Here is a 23,426-nt window from a genome sequence, read left to right as displayed (position 1 = left end):
CTACTTTAAGTTGTAGCTAAAATATTACAAAAAAACAGTATAGAATCAGTAAATCTTCTAGTAAGAAAAGATATATCGAATAATTAAGGAAAAGCTAAATGAAATCATCCAAATAGTATTTCCCCTATAAATAAAAAAGAAAAATTCGCTAAAAGTACTATTTGTAATAAATTAAGCGACTTATTATAACCTCTTTGGAGTATTTGGATAATTGAATTATTACATAATGTTAACAATCGTTATCTCAAACTTACCTACATAGAAGATTGTAGTAAAATCATTCTTGTTATAGCATATGAAAACACAATTGTAAGCGCTTAAAATTTTATACTTAGTATTGCTACAGAGAGACACAAAGATTGCTAAATATTAGAAATACAAATACTTGACTTGTAAAAACAATTATTTACTTCTCTTTTGCAAATTATAATTAATCATTTCTTGCGGTAGATGAAAAGACGAAAATGTTTATGAGAAATATTTTAGAGTTTTTTTTGAAAAAGTCCGTCTTAAACTTATATAAAGCTAGTCAAAAAATATACTTTACTAAACTCTAAAATATCGAATACCAGCAACTAAACAACTACTATTCGATACTTTTCATGAAATAAATCTAGTCTTTTTACAAAAAAAAAACTATTTTTAGTTGAGTAAATGAATAACTAATAAGGAATACTACATATTTATAGAGTTAATTTTGAATTCACAAGCCATGAGTATTTTAAACAAAATATTAAACTTTGGAATTTCAGATAATTTAACATTAGAAGAACAAACAAAAACAAAACTTTCCAACAGAATACTATTTATAATTTTAGGTGTAAGTCCTTTTTTCATTGGTATAATTTTACAAATAGGCGGCAAGCTATTTACTAAAAGTATAGATTTTGTATCTACTATTATTATTGTTTTTATAATAGCTCTAATTGCCTCGTATAATAATTTCATAAAAACATCACGCCATTTATTAATGGTAGGATCTATTTTAGGTGTATTGTATTTTCTTATTCTTCTTGGTCCAGGCCTTGGGTTAGAACTCATGTTTCTAACTTTAATTGCTGTATCCTATCTTATTACGCCAACAAAGCAGAAATTCTTTCCTTTTCTATACCTTGGCATATGCATTATAGCAACTTTGATTAGTTTTTCAACATTATCAAGCTACTCCATTGAACTTAACGAAACCTATCGTTTTTGGATTAGTATTTCCTTCTCCATTTACGCTATTCTTTTACTATTTATCGTTCTTATTTTTTTCAATAATAGTATTTTAAAAGCAAAAAACATTGCTGAAGATACCGCTAAAAAGTGGGAAGATTTGATGGAAAATATGGCTGAAGGCTATAAGATTTTGGATTTTGATCGAACCTACATTTATGTAAATAAAAGTCTAGAAAAACAAAGTATGCGATCAAGAGAAGAACTACTGGGAAAGCGGTTTGAAGATTGTTGGCCAGACATTAAGGAAACGAAAATGTTTAAACTAATTTGTAATTGTTTAAAAAACCGGACTACTCATAAATTTGAAATGGATTTTAAATTTCCTTGTGGTAAAAAAAGCTGGTATGATATTAATATTCGACCAATTAGTGAGGGAGTATTAGTGCTCTCTAACGATATTACTAAAAGAAAAATTAACGAGATAAAATTACTTGAAAGGAAAGAAATATTTAAAAATAAATTTAACAACTCAATACTTGGTGCCCATACCTATGAGTTAAGAGATGATGGCGAATTATATTTCACAGGTTATAATAAAGCTGCAGATGAACTGCTAGGAATTGATAACTCTCAGTTTATAAATAAAAGAATGGATGAGGCATTTCCCGAGATCAAGGAAACCGACACAATAAATCGATTTAAAAATATTATCAAAAACGGGGAAAGTTGGAACAATGTTACAATAAACTATAAAGAGGATAATTTTAAAGGATCTTTTGAAAATTTCAATTTTCGTACAACAAATGGAAAAATGATTTCTATGTTTCACGATATTTCAGAAAGACTACATAATTTACATAAGCTTAAAAAAAGTGAACGATCTCTTCGCGAAAGTGAAGAACGATATAGTAAATTGTTCTCTCAATCCATGTATCCTATTTGGCTAACTAATAGAAAAGGTCAAATTGTTCAATGTAATGATGCTGCCCACAAATTATTAGGATATACGAAAGAAGAATTTGTAAATATTCACATTGATGATATTGATATTCAAGAAGACCATAAAGAACGTAGTAAAAAAATTAGTCTCTTAAAAGAAGGTGAAGTATGCAAATTTGAAACCCTTCATAAAACTAAAACTGGAGAGGTTTTAAACATTATGATTGAAAGTATTCCAATGAATATTAAAGATGAAAAATTTATATTTTCCTCTCTTTATAATATTACACCTTTAAGAAAAACTGAAATCGAGCTAAACGAAGCATTAAAAGTTAAAAATGTATTATTAAAAGAAGTTCATCATCGTGTAAAAAATAATTTACAAACAATAACAAGTTTACTCAATCAACAAAAAATGACGGCTCATGATGCTAATGTGATAAATGCTCTAAACATAAGTATTAGTCGTATTGAATCTATCGCTCTTATACATCAACATATCTACAAAGCTGAAAATATTGAAACTGTAAATATTAAAAACTACATTACAGAATTAGTTGGTAAACTATCGGAAAACTACAACACTGATTCAAAATATATCGAACAATTTATTGAAGTCGAAGAAATTTATTTCGATTTAGATATCATGTTACCAATTGCTATCGTCATAAACGAATTAGTTTCCAATGCTTTCAAATATGCTTTTAAAAATAGAGAAAATGGAAACATTGCTATAAAAATGATTAAAAAAAGAGGTAAAATACATCTTAACTTTAGTGACAATGGAATTGGATTTAATGAAAATTTTAATATCGAAAAATCTAAAACATTAGGGCTTTTATTGATTAAAAGTATTATCCAACGTCAACTTAAAGGAGAACTTGCTATAAAATCAATTCCGGGAAAAGGAGTTGAATACAGGATGAAATTTTAAATGTTTAATACAAAATGAGATTATTATGGCAGAAACTAGGATTTTGATAATTGAAGACAATGTAATTACCTTAAATGATATGAAATCGAATGTTACTCGGATGGGGTATGATTTTGTGGAAACGGCATTGTCTGGAGAGGAGGCAATAGCAATCGCAAAAACATTTAAACCACAATTAATTTTAGCTGATATAAATCTGGGAAAAGGAATAACTGGAATAGAAACTAGTCATGAAATAAATAAATCAAATGAAACACCTGTAATTTATATTACTGCATATGACGACGAAGAAACATTACAGAAAGCAGGTATTACTTCTCCCTATGCATATATCTTAAAACCTTTCAAAGAGCGAGAACTTCAAATTGCCATAGACATAGCAATTTACAAATTCAACATTCAAAAACAATTAAAAGACGCTAATAAACAATTAAACACAGAATTAAATCAAAAGGAAAATTTACTCAACCTCCTAAAAGAACTCAATAATCAATTAAAAACAAAAGAGGAATTATTAAACGATCGAGTTGATGTTCTTCTACTTAATAATTCGAATTACTTGGAACAAAATTCAACATTAATTCAAAGTCGTGGAGATTTAATAAAAGAATTACAAAATCAACAAAAGGAAAATAAACAGTTACGTGATAGGCTTACATCAAATATCAATAAGACTCGTCACAAACTGTCTGAGTGAGATTTCAAGTCATACAATAAATCATACTAACCCGATAATTCTCATAAAAATGAATTACTAGTTCTAATTATTTCTTCATACCGTAATAGAGATTCTTTTAAAACAAATTAATGCAACTTAATTGCATTAAAAGTATTATTCATATTTTTACAGTGTTTTTCCAACTATAAATTCTTCATATAAAATATATGGATACACTGCAAAACATCACACATTCGTCTATTGATACAAAATCCACAGTATTGAAGGATATACATGAAAAGGAAGTAAATATTTGCGTATACAACAGAAATATTAGTTTTCTTAAAAGAGATATACAAAAACTAATCTTATCTGATATAAAAATTAATTACAAGGGAGACTATGATATTATTTCACAGCACCTCAATTCAAACAAAACACTTAATAAAACCAAACTTATTTTGGAAGATATTACCATACTTCTTAAGTCGTTTAAGAGAATTTCTGGAAGTAGTAATCTTAGTATTCTTCTTTCTACAGTAAAAGATAACATGTGTAAAAGATTTCATGTTGACTGTAATTCTATTCGTATGCTATGTACTTATGCCGGAAAAGGAACCCAATGGTTACATAACAGCAATGTGAATAGAAAAGCTTTGCATTCTTTTAAAGATAATAACGCCATTGTAGTTAACAATAAAAATATAAATCAAGTTGCAACAGGAGCTGTCATTTTATTAAAAGGTCAAAACTATTCTAAAGAATATTCACAAGGAATTGTACATAGAAGTCCTCCAGTTGGTACTAACGACAATAATAGACTATTACTACGAATTGATTCTATTTAATAGTCATTAAAGTTTAATTTATAAAATCAGACATTTAATCTCATAATTGATATGATATCCAATTTCACTCTTGAACTTGAAGAAAGTGAGTCGTTATATCCACAATTCGACAAACGAAATGGCCTTTTACCGGTTGCTGTTCAAGAAACTAAATCTGGTCAAGTTTTAATGCTTGCTTCTGTCAATAAAGAAGCATTCCAAAAAACATTACGCACGAAAATAGCAACATTTTGGAGTACTTCTAGAAATGAATTATGGACTAAAGGCGAAACATCTGGTGACTTCCTCAAAATAGATAATATTTTAATTGACTGTGACCAAGATGCCCTAGTTTACCAAGTAACTCTTGTTGGTAATGGCGTTTGTCATACTTTTAATTCACAAGGAATTCATAGAAAAGCCTGCTTTTATAGAGAAATAGATCTCGAAAACAATAATCTGAAATTCATTGAAAAATAAACATCAATATTAAAACTCTACAAATGAAAACTAAAACAAAACTACCAGTTACTGTACTCAGTGGATTTTTAGGTTCAGGCAAAACTACACTTCTAAATCATATATTACACAATAAAAAAGGGTTAAAAGTTGCTGTAATAGTAAATGATATGGGTGAAATAAATGTTGATGCTGACTTAGTAAAAAGCGAAAATTCTTTATCACATACAGAAGAGAAATTAGTAGAAATGAGTAACGGTTGTATTTGTTGTACTCTTCGCGAAGACTTAATGATTGAAGTTGAAAGATTAGCACGTGAAAATAGATTCGATTACTTATTAATTGAAAGTACAGGAATAAGCGAACCTGTGCCTGTAGCTCAAACATTCTCCTTCACAGATGAAGATAGTAATATCGACCTTTCTAAATTTAGCTACATAGATACCATGGTTACAATAGTCGATGCATTTAATTTCTTTGATGATATCGACACCCCTGAAAAATTAAAAGATCGAACACTTTCGAATATTGAAGGAGATGAGCGAACCATAGCAGATCTATTAATTGATCAGGTTGAATTCGCTAACGTTATTCTTTTAAATAAAACGGATCTTGTCAGCGATGAACACTTACAGAATCTTAAAGAAACCATTCATAATTTAAATCCTTCAGCTCGAATTTTTGAGACAACCTACAGCAAAATTTCACTAGAAAAAATTATAAACACTGGGCTTTTTGATTTTGAAGAAGCTCAGCATAGTGCTGGGTGGATTGCAGAAATGCAAAAGGTAACACATACTCCCGAAACTGAAGAATACGGGATATCATCATTTGTTTACAAGGAACGTAAACCTTTTGATCCAATTCGTTTTTTAAAATTCGCTCATGAATTTCCTGATGAAATAATTAGAAGTAAAGGTATATTCTGGCTAGCTTCAAGGTCTAATCAGGCATTACATTGGGGGCAAGCAGGTGGATCTCTCAAAGTGAGTAATGCCGGTATCTGGTGGAGTAGTATGCCTGTAAAAAACAGAATTCGATTCGATGCGTACATTGAAAATAAAGAAACAATAGAAGAAAACTGGGATAAAAAATTTGGTGATAGAAAAATTGAAATTGTGTTTATAGGTCGCAAATTAAATAAAAAACAAATCATTTCAAGTTTAAATGATTGTATAGCAACTGAAGATGAATTATTAACTTTAGAATGGAGATTTGGATACGAAGATCAATGGCCAATTCAAAAAATTACAATGCCCATGAACTAATTCTATTATATTTAATTATTATTAATGATACATTATATCAAACAAAAGCATATGCTGTCATTAATCTCACAAGATAAAACTATAGCCATAAAATATGTATTTCGCTGAAATTCAAAAATTAAATTCATATTTTTTCCATCATATAATAAAAATATCTAAACCGACTGATTGGATTCGTACTGATTTATTTTATGTAAAAATTTCTATTAATAATAATTCCTGGAAAATACTAGTTGAGGATGAGTTTAACGATTTTTCATCAACGAACAAACTAGTTAATTGGTTCTTAATTTTATATAATCTAGAGCATTATATAAAAACCAATGACATCCTTGAGTGGTCAAAAGAAATAACTGTAGCTCCAGAAGACTTCTTGGAATATTATAGAAATTTAGATACAATATCAAAACAAATTGAGCATCAAATAGGAACTATTGATGCTCAAATCTCTTCTTATGATTACACATTAAGAACAGGTGTTTACAAAGAGTTGTTAAAAAGATAAACTTATTTTGGAAGTAAAATCAGTTTATTTTTCGATTGTTCAATTTCCTCTTGGTTCAATTTCATTTTAACAAACTCTCCGTTTACATATTTACTCGCCTGATTTTTATAATACGGACTAAATACGTTTCCTGATTGACCTGTTGGAAGTACGGCAACACTATTTTCTATATCAGAAAAATCAACAACTCTTCTTGTTGACGGTCCAGATTTTACCTTATAATAACCAGTGCTGTCTAAATTAAAAATTTGATTATTTAAAACTTCATTACCACCAACTGTTTCAAAAGGTCCTACATTGAAAATTTTTCGAAGAATCCCTCCTGCTTTACCAATTGCATGCTCATGCTCAACAGAGAAAACTCTATTCCAAGTCCAATTATCAACGTTCTCTCCCAATTGATTCTGAAGAAAAGAAATTGTGTTTTTGAAAACAGCATTTACAATATCACTTCGACTTTCAATATTTTTAGTTTTCAAGTTATCCCACCAAAATGACTCTTTTCGTTTTACTTGTTCTGCCAAAATCTTTTTAGCGGTTTGGGTATTTATAAACATATTAAAACTCTTACCCAGTTCATCTTGGTAAGTTGCTTTATAAAACTCAAATAACAAACGATTATAAATAGTTGCTTCAATACTATTCATTTTATAAGATCCATCCCATTTAGAAACTAATTCATAAGCTTTTTTTTCAGAAGGTGATAAATTATTTACATCTACATCAACCAACATATCTTTAATGATGGTTGAAGCTGTTGAGGAAGTGATATCAAAAATCATAGCTTTCATATCTTCTTTTGAAAACTTGTCTCTACTTTCTAATATATCAACTATTCTTTTCGCTCTATCTTGCGGTTGATAATACCCAGGATACAGTTTACCGCGTACTGTATCTATTTGTTGGTTAGCAGAATAAACATAATTCCAATCAGGATTTATTGCTTTCGGATTTTCATCAAAATTTATAAAACTGACAATTTCATCCTTACCTGTTGTACCATCCAAATATGTTTGCCTAAACAAACTATCTCTTACTTGATATAATTTCGCAGAAGAGAACCATCCTACATTTCCTCTTGCATCACCATACATAATATTCAAACCTGGCGCATGAACCTTGGCAGCACCACCTTTAAAACTTTCCAAAGAACTCGCATGTGATAAATCGTATGAAACATCTAACAACAACTTATTCGGAAGTTTGGTATAAATCCACTGCATTGCAATTGGACGAGAATCGTTGATGTGATCAATAATATCATTCATTATTGGTCCATGTCTACTAACTTTAATTTGATAGGTAATGTCTTGATCATCTTTTACTTTTATCTTTTTATCAACTAATTCATAAGATCTAAATCCATTTTCAGTCTTATACTCTAATGAATTATCCGGATTATTTTCCTCAATATAAAAATCGATATCATCATTGGCCAACATTGTTAAACCGTAGGCATATTCTCGGTTATGACCTAATAACGGAAACGGTGTTAATGCTAAATTGAAACCATACATTTCGTATGTCGGAGTTTTAATATGTGATTGGTACCAAACAGAAGGTTGAGAAAAACCTATATGAGGGTCGTTTGCCAAAATCACCTTACCATTTTCAGTTTTTTGTGGAGCTAACACCCAAGAATTACTTCCAATAAAAGGCGAAACAGGTAATTTTTCATAAATCTTATTCATAGCAGAAGCCATGGTCGCCTTAATTTCTTTATTTTTTTGGGTTCTGTTAATTGTTAAATTTTTCGAATATGAAGAAATAAGTTCTCGTAAATGATTTTCTCCGTATTTTTCTTTAACTTCTGTTAAAATAGGATCCGTTTTATGAGCAGCAGCAAAACTAAATGCCATGTAACCAAACACATTATATATATCTTTGATTGAATACTTCTCTTTCTCCACTCCTACTAGATAATATTCCAAAGGTGTCGGACCGTTTTCTATAAACTGATTCACACCATCCAAATATGCCATAGTCAATTTAAATGCTTCGGAATCAGTATTTAATTCAGTTATACTTTTTTCGGCCGCTTCTTCTATTCCTAAACCAGAAAAAAGTTTATCAACTCCTACGAGATCTTTTCCAAAAATCTCAGCTAACCTTCCTGCAGCCAATCTTCGTATCAATTCCATCTGCCACAAACGATCTTGCGCATGAACATATCCAAATGCCCGTAAAGCATCTTCATTATTTTCTGCAGTAATATGAGGAACTCCATTATCATCATAATACACTGTAACTTTCTCGTTTAACCCTGAAAGCTTTAGTTCTCCATTATAATTTGGAGATAAAGATTTTCCAATAAACCAATAAGCTAGAAATAATAGAAAAGATAATCCAATTAAAAAAAAGAGGGATTTTTTTAGTAGTTTCATTCTTAAATATGTTTTACCAAATATAAAGGTTTTAAATTTGTACTTTTGATAAAACTAACAGCAGGAGATGAAAAAAATTCACATGGTTGACTTACAAGGTCAATATCAAAAGATTAAGGAAACTGTAGATGTATCAATTCAAGAAGTTTTAAATTCTTCAGCCTACATTAATGGTCCTTATGTAAAAGAATTTCAAGCAGATTTAGAGAAATATTTAGATGTAAAACATGTAATACCATGTGCTAATGGAACCGATGCTTTACAAATTGCAATGATGGGGCTTGGTTTAAAACCAGGTGATGAAGTTATAACCGCAGATTTCACTTTTGCCGCTACTGTTGAAGTAATTGGACTATTAAACTTAACACCAGTTTTAGTTGATGTTGAACCAAACTCTTTTAACATTGACATTGAAGCATTAAAAAAAGCAATTACACCAAAAACCAAAGCTATTGTTCCTGTACATTTATTCGGACAAGTGGCTAATATGGAGGCTATCTTAGAAATTGCAAATGAGCATAATTTATTCGTCATAGAAGATAACGCTCAGGCAATTGGAGCGAATTACACGTTCAAAGATGAATCAAAACAAAAAGCTGGTACAATAGGAAATGTTGGAACGACATCTTTCTTTCCTTCGAAAAACTTAGGTTGTTATGGTGATGGTGGAGCAATCTTTACTAATGATGATGATTTAGCTCATATCATAAGAGGAATTGTAAACCACGGAATGTATAAAAGATATTATCATGATGTTGTTGGAGTAAATTCTAGATTAGATAGTATTCAAGCAGCTGTTTTAAAGGCTAAACTTCCTTTATTAGATGAGTATTGTAATGCCAGAAGAAATGCTGCTAGATTTTATAATAATGCATTCGCAGCTAATCCAAATATAATTACACCAACTTCATCGAGTTGTGGACAAATTTGTGCAACATGTGATTGTCATGTTTTCCACCAATATACCTTACAAATTACAAATGGTAAGAGAGATGAACTTCACAAACATTTATTAGATAATGGAATTGCTAATGCAATTTACTATCCTGTTCCTTTACATAAACAAAAAGCTTATGAAGATGAACGTTATAATGAAAATGATTTTACAGTTACTAATAAACTAGTACAGACGGTAATTTCTTTACCAATGCATACTGAATTAGATGAAGAACAATTAACATTCATCACTAAAACCATCAATGATTTCTTAGGTTAAAATGAATCAAAAAATTAGAACTGGTCAAATCATACATTTAGCCCAAATTATTGGGTTTTGTATTTTTAATTATGTCCTAGGAGATTTTAAAAACCTTGATAAATTTAATATCGATAGTTCTAATTTTGTGTTTTTTCTAATACCTATTCTTGCTTATTTCACTGGAATTTATTTATCAAACAAAAGATTGGAAAAAGTGACTCAGGAACAACCAACCTCAGAAAAACTTACAACCTATTTAAGTTCATTCGTTTTAAGATGGGCACCATTGGAAATAGCAGGATTCTTAATTCTAATTTTAAAACCAGAATTAATTAATTTAAATATCGGTGTTTTAATATTACTCATATTAATTAGACCAACAAAAGTAAACGCCAAAACTACTCTGAATTTAAAAGATTCAGAATTCAACAATTAACTATGAAAAAAATTTTAGTAACTGGTGGATTAGGTTTCATTGGTTCACACACTGTAGTAGAGCTACAAAACGAAGGATATGAAGTGGTTATAATAGATGATTTATCTAATTCAAAAATTGAAGTTTTAGATAATATTACAGAAATCACTGGAGTAAAACCTGAATTCTTCCAAATAGATTTACGAGTTAAAAAGGATGTCCAACATTTTTTTGAAACTAATAAAATCGATGGAATTATTCACTTCGCAGCCTTTAAAGCGGTGGGAGAAAGTGTACAAAAACCACTAGATTATTACGAGAACAACATCGGAAGTCTTGTTTATATTTTACAAGAAATGCGAGATCGTAACATCGATAATTTCATATTTAGCTCTTCATGCACAGTATATGGTCAAGCAGATGAGCTTCCTATTACGGAGAATGCTCCTATAAAACCTGCGGAATCCCCTTATGGAAACACGAAACAAATTGGTGAAGAAATAATTAGAGACACTTGTAAAGCGAATAACTTAAATGCAATTTCATTAAGATATTTCAATCCTATCGGGGCTCATGATTCAACTAAAATAGGTGAACTACCTATAGGAGTTCCTCAAAATTTAATTCCCTATGTAACGCAAACAGCTGCTGGAATTAGAAAACAACTTTCTGTTTTTGGAGATGATTATAATACGCCTGATGGAACCGCAATTCGTGATTATATTCATGTAGTAGATTTAGCAAAAGCACACATTTCTGCCTTAAAAAGATTAATTCAAAAAGAAAATAAAAAGAATTTTGAGTTTTTCAATGTAGGTACAGGCACAGGAAGTTCTGTTTTAGAAATTGTAACCGGTTTTGAAAAAGCTACGAATCAAAAATTAAACTATAAAATAGCTCCTCGTCGAGAAGGAGATATTACAGCCGCTTATGCGGATACTACTCTGGCTAATACTGAATTGAAATGGAAAACAGAAAAATCTATAGAAACAGCTTTAAAATCTGCCTGGGAATGGCAACAAAAACAATAATATATTAAGCAACTTGCTTGTCTTCAATAACATTTAACAAAAACTAGTAAAGGCTTCTTTACTAGTTTTTGTAATTTCAGCCCATAAATAAAAGCCAAAATGACTAAAAATATACTATTGGTATGTATTTCAGTATTTATACTGAGCTGTACCTCTACTTCTAAAGACAAAAAAGAAGTAGCTTTAAAAATTGATTATGAGAAAATAACATTAGATAATGGACTTGATGTTATTTTTCATGTAGATAAATCTGACCCTGTCGTAGCTGTTGAACTTATGGTTCATGTTGGTTCTGCCAGAGAAATAGAAGGTAGAACTGGATTTGCTCACTTGTTTGAACATCTATTGTTCCTAGAATCTGAAAACTTAGGAAAAGGTGGTCTTGATAAGATGAGTGCACGTATAGGAGGATCTGGAGCAAATGGTTCAACTTCAAGAGATAGAACTAATTATTTACAAACAGTTCCTAGTGATGCATTAGAAAAAATGATTTGGGCAGAAGCTGATAAATTAGGTTGGTTTATCAACACTGTTACCGAGCCAGTTTTAGCAAAAGAAAAACAAGTAGTTAAGAACGAAAAAAGACAAAGTGTTGATAACAGGCCTTACGGACACAGACAATATGTTATCGGTAAAAACTTATATCCAAAAGGTCATCCATATAATTGGCAAGTAATTGGTTCTTTAGAAGATTTACAGAATGCGACTTTAGATGATGTAAAAAATTTCTTTAAAAAATGGTACGTTCCAAATAACGCTACTTTAGTTTTAACAGGAGATATTAATGTTGCTAAAGCAAAAGAATGGGTTCATAAATATTTCGATGAAATTCCTAGAGGAGGAGAAATTACTCCAGTTCAAAAACGCCCAGGAATTGTGAATGAAACTAAGCATTTATTTTATGAAGATAACTTCGCAAGATTGCCTGAATTAACCTTAACATGGCCTACTGTTGAACAATATCATAAAGATTCTTATGCTCTTGACATTCTTACAGAATATTTAACTGTTGGCAAAAAAGCGCCATTAAATAAAGTTTTAGTTGATGATTTAAAACTAACTTCTGGAACAACAATGTTTAATTTTACATCGGAAATTGCTGGACAGGTTCAATTGATCGTCAGAGCATTTAATAATACCAAACTTGATGAGGTAAAAACTGGAATTGACAAAGCTTTTGATGACTTTGAACAAAATGGAATTCCTCAAAAAGATTTAGATCGTATTAAAGCAGGATTAGAAACTGATTTTTACAGTAGCTTATCTAGTGTCCTTGGAAAAGGATCTCGTTTAGCTTCATATAATACCTATACTGGAGACCCAGGTTATGTAACGAAAGAATTAAATGAAACCTTAGCAGTTACAACTGAAGATGTAATGAACGTTTTCAACAAATATATCAAAGGAAAAAACTTTATTGCTACTAGTTTTGTTCCTCGCGGTAATCAAGCTTTAGCTTTAACAAATTCAGAAGAAGCAAAAATTGAAGAAGAAAAAATTGTAATGGGAGCTGAAGAATCTTTTGATGCATCAATTGCCGCAGAATATGAAAAAACACCTTCATCTTTTGATCGTTCGGTTGAACCTGAATATGGTAAATCACCAGAAATAAAAACTCCAAATGTTTGGCAAGATAAATTAGATAACGGAATAAAAATCTTTGGTATTCAAAATAGTGAAGTTCCTTTAGTTGAATTCAACTTTGTAATTGAAGGAGGACAGCTTTTAGAAGACATGAATAAATTGGGTGTTGCTAACTTAACGGCTGGTTTATTAGAAAAAGGAACTAAAAATAGAACAGTTAGTGAATTAGAAGATGCTATAGCGCAATTAGGTGCTTCTGTATTTGTTTTTGCAACTAAAAATAACATAAGAATTTCAGGAACTACTTTAACCAGAAATTACGATGAAACTTTAGCTTTAGTAAAAGAAATGTTGTTAGAGCCAAGATGGGATGAAACAGAATTTGATTTATTAAAGAAACGCGCTATTACAAACTTAAGACAGCAAGAAGCTAGTCCTAGGTCAATTGCTGCAAATCAGTATAACACTTTATTATATGGTAAAGATAATATCCGTTCTAAAAATATTTTAGGAACAATTGCTTCTGTAGAAGCAATTACTATTGATGATATTAAAAACTACTATAATAATTATATTTCTCCTTCTGTTACTACAATGCATGTTGTTGGAGACATTGATCAAAGTAGTATTGTATCTTCTTTAAAAGAAATAAACGACGGATGGAAAGCCAAGGAAGTTTCTATTCCAAGTTTTCCTACTCCAGAACCACCAGAAAAATCAACAGTTTATTTCTACGACGTTCCTAACGCAAAACAATCTCAATTACGTTTTGGAACTCCAGCATTAGCATTTAATGATAAAGACTACTATCCAGCTACTGTTATGAATTATATTTTAGGTGGTGGTGGTTTCGCTTCTCAGTTAACTCAACAACTTAGAGAAGGTAAAGGTTATACTTACGGAGTTCGTTCTGGTTTCTCTGGAAATAAAGAAAAAGGAGCATTTACTATTTCTAGTGGAGTAAGAAGTAATGTAACTCTGGAAGCATCTCGATTAGTAAAACAAATTTTAGAAAACTACGCTAAAAACTATAACGAGAAAGATTTAGCAACTACTAAAGGATTCTTAATCAAATCAAATGCTCGTGCTTTTGAAACAATGAATGCTAAAATAAGAATGTTAGAAAACATTAGTACTTATAACTTATCTTCTGACTATGTAAAAAGTAGAGAGAAAATTGTTTCTGAAATGACAATTCCTCGTATTCAAGAATTAGCGAATCAATATATTGATCCAAACAAAATGATTTGGTTAGTTGTTGGAGATGCGGAAACGCAATTAAAAAGAATGAAAGAATTAGGGTTCGGAGAACCAGTTCTACTTAATAAGCTTCAAGAGAAAGTAAAGCAATAAAAAAACGCCCTAATAATTAGGGCGTTTTATATTTTATAATAATTTGGTTTTTTATTCAAAACTTGCTCCACTTGCAGCAACACTTCTATCAATTTTTCTCATTAAACCTTGTAATACTTTACCAGGACCAACTTCTACAAACTCATCACCACCATCAGCAATCATTTGCTGAACAGATTGCGTCCATTTAACAGCTCCTGTTAATTGTGCTACTAAATTATCTTTAATCTCAGTAGGATCTGTAACAGCCTTAGCAACTACATTTTGATATACCGGACAAATTGGAGTATTAAAAGTAGTTTCCTCAATTGCTTTTGCTAACTCTTCACGAGCAGGCTCCATTAAAGGTGAGTGAAATGCACCACCAACCGGTAAAACTAAGGCTCTTTTCGCTCCTTTCTCTTTTAAAATATCACAAGCTTTATTTACAGCCTCTACTTCTCCTGAAATTACGATTTGTCCAGGACAATTATAGTTTGCTGCAACAACTATTCCTCCTATGGAGTTACAAACTTCTTCAACTACTTCGTTTTCTAGTCCCAATACTGCTGCCATTGTCGATTCCTGTTGTTCACAAGCTTTTTGCATCGCCATTGCTCTTGTTGCCACCAACTTTAAACCGTCTTCAAACGATAAAGCATTACTAGCAACCAATGCAGAAAATTCACCTAATGAATGACCAGCTACCATTTCTGGTTTAAAATCTTCACCTAGTACTTTTGCTAAAATTACAGAATGTAAAAATATTGCAGGTTGTGTAACTTTTGTTTGCTTTAACTCTTCAGCAGTACCTTCAAACATTACGTCTGTTATGCTAAATCCCAAGATTGAATTCGCTTGTTCAAATAACTCTTGAGCTAAAGGAAATTTTTCATATAAATCCAATCCCATACCCGTGAATTGCGCTCCTTGGCCAGGAAAAATATATGCTTTCATATGTTTCTTTAATCATTTGTTTAATAATGCAAACATAATCAATTTTAATTTTGCTATTTTCGTTTTATGACCGAGAAAAACAAACTACTTGCCCAAAATATTTATTTAGTACTTGCTGGTTTATTTATTGCTTCGTTGGTGGCTTCCAACTTAATTTTTCAAAAATTTTTTTACTGGTATCCTTTTAATATTGAAATATACGGAGCCAAACTATTTGAAGTATCGGTAGGACTATTACCGTATCCGATTACATTTTTAATCACAGATATTTTATCCGAGATTTATGGAAAAAGGAAAGCTAACCAAGTTGTAATTACTGGGATTTTTGCTTCGTTATTTTCATTAGGAATTATTTATGTCGGTAAGTTTTCTCCAGCCACTCCATGGTCCCCTGTAGACGACAAAACTTTTAATTTAGTTTTTGGAGCAGCACCTCTAGCGGTTTTGGCTTCCATGTTAGCTTATTTATTTGCTCAGTTTGTTGATATACGAGTTTATCATTTCTGGAAAAACTATACGAATGGAAAACATTTGTGGTTGAGGAATAACTTTTCAACTTTTTCTTCTCAAATTATTGATACTTTAACTGTACTAGTTTTACTATGTTTTTTTGAAATTATTGCATGGAATAAATTTACAGGTTTACTAATTAGCGGTGTTATGTTCAAAGTTTTAGTTGCACTTCTGGACACACCTCTTCTATATCTATCTGTATATTGGTTCAGAAAGAGATTTAATTTAAATGAAGGAGAAGAGTTTAAAAACCTGATATAATTTTAATGGAATCAACAAAGTTATTCTATAACCTTTACACGAATACATTTCATATTGACAAAACAACAGCTGAATACTTAAATGTAATCAGCAATTTAATAGTCATAGCAATTTTAGGGTACTTAATTTACCGATTAGTGAAATTAGTCGGAAGTAAAATGATTCGTAAAATCGCCGCTAAAACTAAAACTGAATTTGACGATATTTTAATAAAAAATAAAGTATTTCTTAATCTTTCGAGGGTTGTTATTTTTATGATAACCTATGCGTTTCTAGAATATATATTCATCGACTTTCCAGAACTTTTAAATCATGGAAAAAAGATTATAAATGTATGTATTGTAATTAGTTTGATTTTACTGATAAAAAGTATTCTTTCTAGTATCAAAGATTATTTAAGAACCCTAACAATCTTTAAAGACAAACCTTTAGAAAGTTACGTTCAAATATTTATGGTTTTTTTATGGTTAGTTGGATTGATTGTTAGCATTTCTATTCTTTCTAATAGACCTTTAGCTCGTTTCTTTACAACACTTGGAGCGTTTTCTGCGGTATTACTGTTAATTTTTAAAGATGCTATTCTTGGTTTTGTAGCAAGCATTCAAATTTCAGTTTATGATACCGTGAGACTTCAAGATTGGATAACCATGGAAAAATATGGAGCAGATGGAAATATTATTGAAATAAATTTAACTTCTGTTATTGTTCAGAATTTTGATAATACCATTACGAGTATTCCTACTTATTCATTGATTTCTGATTCATTCAAGAACTGGAGAGCAATGAATAATTCTGGTGGTAGAAGAATTAAACGTGCTGTTTCCATTAAAATGAGCAGCATAAAATTTGTTTCTAAGGAAGATTTAGAAAAACTCAAGAAAATTGAACTCATTGGTTCTTATGTAAGGGATAAATCAAATGAAATTGAAAAGTTTAATCTGGATCATAACATAAATAAGAAAATTCTTATCAACGGAAGAAACCTTACTAATTTTGGAATATTTAGAAAGTATATAGATTTATATTTGGAACAACACCCCAAAATAAATAAAGAATTAACCTTAATGACACGGCAGTTAACACCAACTTCAAAAGGAATTCCTTTAGAGATATATGCGTTTAGCACGAACAAAGAGTGGGTAATTTACGAACGAATTATTGCCGATATTTTTGATCATATTTGTGCATCTGTTTCTTATTTTGATTTAGAAATTTTTGAATCGCCAACGGGAAACGATATAGCGCAAATTAATAGTTTCAAATAAAAATGAAATCATCTAATTCACTTTGGAATTTAACACTACGAAAGTTCAAGAAAAATAAAACTGGAGTTTTTAGTTTCTTTTATATTATTTTATGTGGATTAGTTGCATTGTTTTGTTATGCGCTTGCTCCTGACAATTCAAATTCAGCAAATCAGATGCATATTGAAATCCATTCTAAAGATCCAGGCTTTTCTACTAAAATGTTAACATTACCTAACGAGCAGAGTAAAGAATCTAATACTTGGATTTCAATTTTATTCAATGGAAAAAAAACATCTTCTAATGAAATTCCAATTCTATCTTATGAAGTTTCTGAAGAACTATTATCAATAAAAAAATATGACGGAACGACCAAAGATTTCAAACTAGAAATTTTTCAATACAGTCCAGAAAACTTTATCTCTGAGAAAACGTTTTTACTTGGAACAGATAAATTCGGGCGAGATTTAATCAGTCGAATTCTGATAGGTACAAGGATTTCTTTTTCAATAGGGTTTATCGCCGTTTTAATTTCATTACTTATTGGTATTCCAATTGGCGGGATTGCAGGCTATTTCGGTGGAAGAGTAGATGCATTTATTATGTGGCTTATCAACATCACTTGGTCTATTCCAACCTTATTACTAGTGATAGCAATTACGCTAACATTAGGAAAAGGCTTTTGGCAAGTTTTCATTGCAGTAGGACTAACCATGTGGGTTGAAGTTGCAAGAATCGTTAGAGGTCAAGTAATTACAACAAAACAACAACAATATATCGAAGCTGCGAAAGCTTTAGGTTATTCACATTCAAGAATAATTTTCAAACATATTTTACCGAATATTTTAGCGCCTATCATTGTTATTTCTGCTGCAAATTTTGCTGCTGCTATTTTAATAGAAAGTGGATTGAGTTTTCTAGGTATTGGTGCTCAACCTCCTACTCCATCTTGGGGAGCAATTATTAAAAATCATTACAACTATATTATACTAGGCAAACCCTTTTTAGCTTTAGCTCCAGGCTTTGCAATTATGAGTTTAGTTATGGCTTTTATGTTACTTGGAAATTCACTAAGAGATGCGTTGGATGTAAAAGCTTAAGTTCGTAATTTCGCTACTTCATTAAAAATAACTCATGAATTTCACAGTACAATTTACCACCAGGTGGGCTGATTTTGATGCTAATATACATATGCGTCATACAGCTTATAATGATTATGCGGCAGAAGCACGTTTACGTTTTTTTAATAAATTCGGAATTACTATTCATGACTTTACAAAAGAAAAAGTTGGCCCAATTTTATTTGAAGAAAATACAAAGTTTTTAAAAGAAATACATTTAGGAGAGGATATATCAGTGAATTTAAAAATTACTGGATTATCAGCTAAAGGAGAACGTTGGAAAATTCAACATGAAGTATTTAATAGTAAAGGAAAATTATCGGCTATTATTAATGTTTATGGAGCTTGGTTGGATTTAACAAAACGTAAATTAACCATTCCTCCAAGAAAGTTCCAGCAAATTTTCAACGATGCTGAACGTACGGAAAACTTTAAAGAAATACCTTTGAAAAGTGAATAAAAAAAGAATCATAGCTGCGCTTATATTAAGCGCAGTTTTAGTTTACAATTATTATATAGATCAAAAAACAGATACAACCTCTAAAAGAAACGAAGAAAATCAAGTTAAAAAAAAGAAAGGTTATTATACTTTCGACTTTCTTCCTAGCTCTACTACTAAACAAATCATTAAACATAATCATTTCTCCTTATCGTATAGTGAAAAACACGAACAGGCTGAGTGGGTTGCATATTCTTTACATAAAAATGACATAGTTTACACTAATTTTAAACGTCCATTTTTTATCGAAGATCCAAAAGTTAGGACTAAATCAGCGGATTGGAGAAATTACAAACATTCCGGCTATGATCGAGGGCATCTTTGTCCAGCTGCTGACAGAAAATCATCAAAAGAGGCTTTTGAAGAAACTTTTTACACATCAAATATTTCTCCTCAAAAACATGAATTCAATTCTGGAATTTGGAATAAATTAGAACAAAAAGTAAGGTATTGGGCAGAGAAATATAATCACCTGTATGTTTTTACTGGTGGAGTTTTGACTGATAGTAATTTAAAATCAATCGGTAAAGAAAAGGTAACTATACCTAAGTTCTTCTATAAAGTTTTATTAGATTATACTGACCCAGAAATTAAAGCTATAGCATTTCTTTTGCCCCATAAAGAGAGTAATAAACCTCTATCTAATTTTGTTATTTCTATTGATGAATTAGAACAAAAAACTGGAATTGATTTCTTTAAAGAACTTCCAGATAATATTGAGGACAAACTTGAATCATCAACAAATTATAAAAATTGGTGGTTTAGATAATTTTTAAGACAAAAAAAGATCATTCTAACGAATGATCTTTTTTTTATTTATGAATTTAATGTTATTTCTTATAACGTTTAACGCCTTCTTTTAACCAGTTGTAATAAGTTAATTTGTCTGTATACTGTTGTGGTGTATTTAAAACTTCTAACTCTGGACTTAATTGAACATAATATGGTTGTGAAGCGTTCTTAAAATTAACAGTTTGTAATGTTGCCCACTTTTCACCGTAGGTTCTAATCTTTTTTATTTTACCACTTGGTTTCACAAAATCAAATTGCTCATCTGTAGGTAGTACATTTTCATTATCATCTACATATAAAGAAATTAACACATAATCATCTTTTAACGTATTATATATTCTACTCTCACTCCAAACATTTTCTTCCATCTTTCTACAGTTTACACAAGCCCATCCAGTGAAGTCAACTAATACAGGCTTTCCAACTTCTTTAGCGTATGCCATTCCTTTATCAAAGTCTTTAAAACAATTTAGAGCTAAAGGACACTTGTTATTATCTAAATCATAAATGCTGTAGAACTGAGGTGGAGCAAAACCACTTAATAAAGATTGACTCCACATTGGCTTTTTAGTAACACCAGGTGCCAAATAAACTGCAAATCCTAATACCGCTAGACCTAAAATAATTCTTAAACCTGAAATTCTCTTAACTTTTGGTCCACCAGGGAATTTGATTACACCAAATAAGAATAGTGCAGCTAAAACTGTAATGAAAATCCAAATTCCAATAAATACTTCTCTTTTAAGGATATCCCAATTTCCAACTAAATCTGCATTTGACAAAAATTTAAAAGCCAATGCTAACTCGATAAATCCTAATAATACTGTAACAGCTTTCATCCAGAAACCTGATTTTGGTAAGGATTTTAATAAATTTGGGAATAATGCAAAGAAAGCAAAAGGTAAAGCTAACGCAACTCCAAAGCCTCCCATACCAGCAGTTAACTGCATTGGATCACCATCTGAGGTTAAAGAACCTGCTAATAATGAACCTAAAATTGGCCCAGTACATGAGAATGATACGATTGCTAATGTAATTGCCATAAAGAAAATTCCAAATATACCTCCAATACCTGATGCATTATCTGTTTTGCTACTCCAAGAACTTGGTAGTGTTATTGTATAGAAACCAAAAAAAGAACCAGCAAAGAAAATTAATACGATAAAGAAGAAAATATTTAACCACATGTTGGTCGAAATAGTATTCAATATTTCAGGATCTAAACTTTCCGCAAAATGGAATGGTAAACTTAATCCTACGTAAATGGCAGCGATGAAAAACCCATAGATTAATGAATTTGTAATTCCCTTTGATTTTTTTCCTGACTGCTTATTAAAAAATGAAACTGTCAATGGAATTAATGGGAATACACAAGGAGTTAAAAATGCAATTAAACCACCTAAAAAACCAAGAACGAAAATATTTAACAGATTACCTTTATTTTCTTCATTATCGGTTGAAGACTCAAGTAATGATTTATTTTTTAAATCTAACATTAAAGAATTTGTAATCTGCTCATCTTTTTTTGTAACTGTCGCCACAGACTCGACTATTTCTCCTCCATTTAAAGAAAAAGAAAAATCATCATCGTAAGGTAAACAAAACTCTTTACACACTTGTGCTTCGATATTTAAGGAAACCTGAGTTATGGTAGGATCATCTAATTTGATACGTTGAATTAATGTAGCTTCTTCTACAAAGAAAGTTTCATCCATTCCCCATATTTCGCTGTATTCTGTAGTTGTCTCACTTTCTTGAGCCTTTCCAACAACTGTAAAACCAGTTTCTCCCTCCGAAGGTTTAATACTCATTGGTAAAGATGCGTCTTTTGGATTGTACTGAGAATACAAGTGCCAATCATCTTCTATGTACACATTAAAAATTAAATCATACTCAGTGTCTGAGATTTTCTTAACTGAAGTCTCTACTTCTACAGGTTCATCTTGCGCATAGGCTGTAAAAGCGAATCCAAAAATAAATAAAAGTAAGGTAATAACTCTTTTCATTGTTTGTATTGTATTGGGGTTATTTTAAATACTAATTTGTAAAATATCGGATGTGAAGGAGTCGATAGAAAACCTTCTATCAAGTCTCATTCCTACTATCCAAATGATTTCATTTGTAGCATTGCAAAGTAACCAAGTTTGCTCCTTTCTAAACTTAGAAAGTTTTTCATCTTTAAAAAACTTGCTAACTTTTTTTTTGCCAATCATCCCAGTTGGATAGAAGAAGTCTCCCTCCTCCCATTTTCTTAAAATTATGGGGAAAGTTACTAAATTTTTGTTAACTAAAACATAATTTTTGGACACTGTCCATTTTTTATCTGTATTTTTAAAAGTTATTTTTATCGGATTAACAATTTCCGTTGTGTTTTCCTCGATATAATATATTGATTTTTCTTCCGGTTTTAGTTCAAGCTCTCTTAACAGCAAAAAGCCTCTATCCTTAAGTAGGATATGCGATTTTGAACGTATTATTTTTCCTGATTGAGCTTGTAAAAGATTATAAATATTATTCCATTCTGTAAAGTTATAACCTTTTAGTATTTCGTAGAGGAAAGCTTTTGGATCCGACAATTTTAACATTTTATCGATCTCTATTTTCACTAAATTATCTTCTTTTCTGATAATCTCTGTGGAAATTTCAACGACTTTCTCATCAATAATATTTCGGCTTCCACTCAAATGGTTAATTGTTTCTGTAAAATTCTTTAAAAGACTTGGGTTTATTGACTTTAATACAGGAATAACTTGATGTCTAATTTTATTTCTGGTATACTTCGTTTTTTCATTGGACTCATCTTCTCTCCATATGAAATTCGCGTTTTTTGCATACTCAATTATTGCTTCTTTTGAAAACGGTAGCAACGGTCTAATAATTTTTCCATTGTTCTCAGGAATTCCCAACAAACCGTCTAAACCTGAACCTCTTGATAGATTTATTAAGAAGGTTTCAAGGTTATCATCTGCATGATGAGCAGTTGCAATAAAATCAATATTATGATTTTCACATATTTCAAAAAACCAATTATATCGAAGATTTCTAGCTGCGATTTGAATTGATAACTTTTTATGTTTAGCTATTTCATTTGTATTAAATCTTTTCACATAAGTTTTTACATTCAACTCTTTACCTATCTTCCTAACCAATGACTCATCTAAATCACTCGCCTCACCTCTTAATTGAAAATTACAATGTGCTAAAACAATGTTCACTCCCAATGAATGAAGTAAATGAATTAAGGCAACACTATCTACACCTCCTGAGGCTGCGACTAAAACACTTTTATTTTTTACACAAGAAAATTTAAGTGAAAGATGTTCTTTGAATCGTTTTAGTAACAC

General features: G+C 30.6%; 19 protein-coding genes. 15 read left to right on the top strand and 4 right to left on the bottom strand.

The window, feature by feature from the left end; genetic code table 11:
• Nucleotides 1–712 precede the first annotated feature (712 nt).
• From BTO06_RS02210 to BTO06_RS02185, 6 genes are all read left to right on the top strand, one after another.
• On the top strand, nucleotides 713–3,034 hold the full coding sequence (locus BTO06_RS02210) for a PAS domain S-box protein (protein WP_100923764.1): 2,322 nt from the start codon (nucleotides 713–715) through the stop codon (nucleotides 3,032–3,034).
• Between the two features lie 25 nt (nucleotides 3,035–3,059).
• Nucleotides 3,060–3,731, top strand: a complete 672-nt coding sequence (locus BTO06_RS02205; protein WP_100923763.1) for a response regulator — start codon at nucleotides 3,060–3,062, stop codon at nucleotides 3,729–3,731.
• Between the two features lie 188 nt (nucleotides 3,732–3,919).
• Nucleotides 3,920–4,540 (top strand): DUF1826 domain-containing protein, encoded by a 621-nt coding sequence (locus BTO06_RS02200; RefSeq protein ID WP_100923762.1) that lies wholly within the window; start codon nucleotides 3,920–3,922, stop codon nucleotides 4,538–4,540.
• Nucleotides 4,541–4,591: 51 nt separating this feature from the next.
• The gene (locus tag BTO06_RS02195) at nucleotides 4,592–4,999 is read left to right on the top strand and encodes a phosphoribosyl-AMP cyclohydrolase (protein WP_100923761.1); all 408 of its coding nucleotides are present in this window, start codon (nucleotides 4,592–4,594) and stop codon (nucleotides 4,997–4,999) included.
• Between the two features lie 23 nt (nucleotides 5,000–5,022).
• Entirely contained in the window at nucleotides 5,023–6,246 is a 1,224-nt protein-coding gene (locus BTO06_RS02190) for a GTP-binding protein (protein WP_100923760.1), read from the top strand.
• 94 nt (nucleotides 6,247–6,340) lie between these two features.
• Nucleotides 6,341–6,751 carry a hypothetical protein gene (locus BTO06_RS02185; protein ID WP_100923759.1) on the top strand — a complete coding sequence of 137 codons (411 nt, stop codon included), beginning with the start codon at nucleotides 6,341–6,343 and terminating at the stop codon, nucleotides 6,749–6,751.
• A gap of 2 nt (nucleotides 6,752–6,753) precedes the next feature.
• Here the strand turns inward: BTO06_RS02185 and BTO06_RS02180 are convergent, their stop codons facing one another.
• Nucleotides 6,754–9,135, bottom strand: a complete 2,382-nt coding sequence (locus BTO06_RS02180) for a penicillin acylase family protein (protein ID WP_100923758.1) — start codon at nucleotides 9,133–9,135, stop codon at nucleotides 6,754–6,756.
• Between the two features lie 67 nt (nucleotides 9,136–9,202).
• Here BTO06_RS02180 and BTO06_RS02175 point away from each other — a divergent pair, with 67 nt between their 5' ends.
• The 4 genes from BTO06_RS02175 to BTO06_RS02160 all read left to right on the top strand — a co-directional run bounded on the left by BTO06_RS02175 (nucleotide 9,203) and on the right by BTO06_RS02160 (nucleotide 14,716).
• The gene (locus tag BTO06_RS02175) at nucleotides 9,203–10,351 is read left to right on the top strand and encodes a DegT/DnrJ/EryC1/StrS family aminotransferase (protein WP_100923757.1); all 1,149 of its coding nucleotides are present in this window, start codon (nucleotides 9,203–9,205) and stop codon (nucleotides 10,349–10,351) included.
• Between the two features lies 1 nt (nucleotide 10,352).
• Nucleotides 10,353–10,769, top strand: a complete 417-nt coding sequence (locus tag BTO06_RS02170) for a hypothetical protein (RefSeq protein ID WP_100923756.1) — start codon at nucleotides 10,353–10,355, stop codon at nucleotides 10,767–10,769.
• Nucleotides 10,770–10,771: 2 nt separating this feature from the next.
• Complete coding sequence (gene galE, locus BTO06_RS02165; protein ID WP_100923755.1) at nucleotides 10,772–11,779, top strand: UDP-glucose 4-epimerase GalE; 1,008 nt, start codon at nucleotides 10,772–10,774, stop codon at nucleotides 11,777–11,779.
• A 99-nt stretch (nucleotides 11,780–11,878) separates the two neighbouring features.
• Complete coding sequence (locus BTO06_RS02160) at nucleotides 11,879–14,716, top strand: M16 family metallopeptidase (RefSeq protein WP_100923754.1); 2,838 nt, start codon at nucleotides 11,879–11,881, stop codon at nucleotides 14,714–14,716.
• A gap of 51 nt (nucleotides 14,717–14,767) precedes the next feature.
• Here the strand turns inward: BTO06_RS02160 and fabD are convergent, their stop codons facing one another.
• A complete protein-coding gene (gene fabD / locus BTO06_RS02155) occupies nucleotides 14,768–15,652 on the bottom strand; it encodes an ACP S-malonyltransferase (RefSeq protein WP_100923753.1) in 885 nt (294 codons plus the stop codon).
• 66 nt (nucleotides 15,653–15,718) lie between these two features.
• Here fabD and BTO06_RS02150 point away from each other — a divergent pair, with 66 nt between their 5' ends.
• From BTO06_RS02150 to BTO06_RS02130, 5 genes are read left to right on the top strand one after another with little or no spacing between them, the layout of a single operon-like run.
• Nucleotides 15,719–16,426, top strand: coding sequence for a queuosine precursor transporter (locus BTO06_RS02150; RefSeq protein WP_100923752.1), 708 nt, complete (start codon nucleotides 15,719–15,721; stop codon nucleotides 16,424–16,426).
• Nucleotides 16,427–16,431: 5 nt separating this feature from the next.
• Nucleotides 16,432–17,691: a mechanosensitive ion channel family protein gene (locus BTO06_RS02145; RefSeq protein ID WP_100923751.1), complete on the top strand. Its 1,260-nt coding sequence runs from the start codon at nucleotides 16,432–16,434 to the stop codon at nucleotides 17,689–17,691.
• Between the two features lie 2 nt (nucleotides 17,692–17,693).
• A complete protein-coding gene (locus BTO06_RS02140; protein ID WP_100923750.1) occupies nucleotides 17,694–18,770 on the top strand; it encodes an ABC transporter permease in 1,077 nt (358 codons plus the stop codon).
• 34 nt (nucleotides 18,771–18,804) lie between these two features.
• Nucleotides 18,805–19,251 carry an acyl-CoA thioesterase gene (locus BTO06_RS02135; protein WP_100923749.1) on the top strand — a complete coding sequence of 149 codons (447 nt, stop codon included), beginning with the start codon at nucleotides 18,805–18,807 and terminating at the stop codon, nucleotides 19,249–19,251.
• On the top strand, nucleotides 19,244–20,059 hold the full coding sequence (locus tag BTO06_RS02130) for a DNA/RNA non-specific endonuclease (protein ID WP_100923748.1): 816 nt from the start codon (nucleotides 19,244–19,246) through the stop codon (nucleotides 20,057–20,059). Before BTO06_RS02135 ends, BTO06_RS02130 begins: the two co-directional genes overlap by 8 nt.
• 61 nt (nucleotides 20,060–20,120) lie before the next feature.
• Here the strand turns inward: BTO06_RS02130 and BTO06_RS02125 are convergent, their stop codons facing one another.
• Entirely contained in the window at nucleotides 20,121–22,088 is a 1,968-nt protein-coding gene (locus BTO06_RS02125; protein WP_100923747.1) for a protein-disulfide reductase DsbD family protein, read from the bottom strand.
• 24 nt (nucleotides 22,089–22,112) lie between these two features.
• Nucleotides 22,113–23,426: a tRNA lysidine(34) synthetase TilS gene (gene tilS / locus BTO06_RS02120; RefSeq protein ID WP_100923746.1), complete on the bottom strand. Its 1,314-nt coding sequence runs from the start codon at nucleotides 23,424–23,426 to the stop codon at nucleotides 22,113–22,115.

The organism is Tenacibaculum sp. SZ-18 (genome assembly GCF_002813915.1).
GTDB lineage: Bacteria > Bacteroidota > Bacteroidia > Flavobacteriales > Flavobacteriaceae > Polaribacter.
The sequence above is the reverse complement of the archived record's forward strand: the minus strand, read 5'-3'. Positions and strand labels throughout refer to the sequence as shown.

What these genes read in the sequence shown, in the direction of transcription:
- BTO06_RS02160 (WP_100923754.1), top strand. Translation starts at nt 11,879, where the DNA reads ATGACTAAAAATATACTATTGGTATGTATTTCAGTATTTATACTGAGC.
- BTO06_RS02135 (WP_100923749.1), top strand. Translation starts at nt 18,805, where the DNA reads ATGAATTTCACAGTACAATTTACCACCAGGTGGGCTGATTTTGATGCT.
- BTO06_RS02205 (WP_100923763.1), top strand. Translation starts at nt 3,060, where the DNA reads ATGGCAGAAACTAGGATTTTGATAATTGAAGACAATGTAATTACCTTA.
- BTO06_RS02145 (WP_100923751.1), top strand. Translation starts at nt 16,432, where the DNA reads ATGGAATCAACAAAGTTATTCTATAACCTTTACACGAATACATTTCAT.
- BTO06_RS02185 (WP_100923759.1), top strand. Translation starts at nt 6,341, where the DNA reads ATGTATTTCGCTGAAATTCAAAAATTAAATTCATATTTTTTCCATCAT.
- BTO06_RS02210 (WP_100923764.1), top strand. Translation starts at nt 713, where the DNA reads ATGAGTATTTTAAACAAAATATTAAACTTTGGAATTTCAGATAATTTA.
- BTO06_RS02180 (WP_100923758.1), bottom strand. Translation starts at nt 9,135, where the DNA reads ATGAAACTACTAAAAAAATCCCTCTTTTTTTTAATTGGATTATCTTTT.
- BTO06_RS02200 (WP_100923762.1), top strand. Translation starts at nt 3,920, where the DNA reads ATGGATACACTGCAAAACATCACACATTCGTCTATTGATACAAAATCC.
- BTO06_RS02170 (WP_100923756.1), top strand. Translation starts at nt 10,353, where the DNA reads ATGAATCAAAAAATTAGAACTGGTCAAATCATACATTTAGCCCAAATT.
- BTO06_RS02140 (WP_100923750.1), top strand. Translation starts at nt 17,694, where the DNA reads ATGAAATCATCTAATTCACTTTGGAATTTAACACTACGAAAGTTCAAG.
- BTO06_RS02190 (WP_100923760.1), top strand. Translation starts at nt 5,023, where the DNA reads ATGAAAACTAAAACAAAACTACCAGTTACTGTACTCAGTGGATTTTTA.
- BTO06_RS02175 (WP_100923757.1), top strand. Translation starts at nt 9,203, where the DNA reads ATGAAAAAAATTCACATGGTTGACTTACAAGGTCAATATCAAAAGATT.
- galE (WP_100923755.1), top strand. Translation starts at nt 10,772, where the DNA reads ATGAAAAAAATTTTAGTAACTGGTGGATTAGGTTTCATTGGTTCACAC.
- BTO06_RS02195 (WP_100923761.1), top strand. Translation starts at nt 4,592, where the DNA reads ATGATATCCAATTTCACTCTTGAACTTGAAGAAAGTGAGTCGTTATAT.
- BTO06_RS02150 (WP_100923752.1), top strand. Translation starts at nt 15,719, where the DNA reads ATGACCGAGAAAAACAAACTACTTGCCCAAAATATTTATTTAGTACTT.
- BTO06_RS02125 (WP_100923747.1), bottom strand. Translation starts at nt 22,088, where the DNA reads ATGAAAAGAGTTATTACCTTACTTTTATTTATTTTTGGATTCGCTTTT.
- fabD (WP_100923753.1), bottom strand. Translation starts at nt 15,652, where the DNA reads ATGAAAGCATATATTTTTCCTGGCCAAGGAGCGCAATTCACGGGTATG.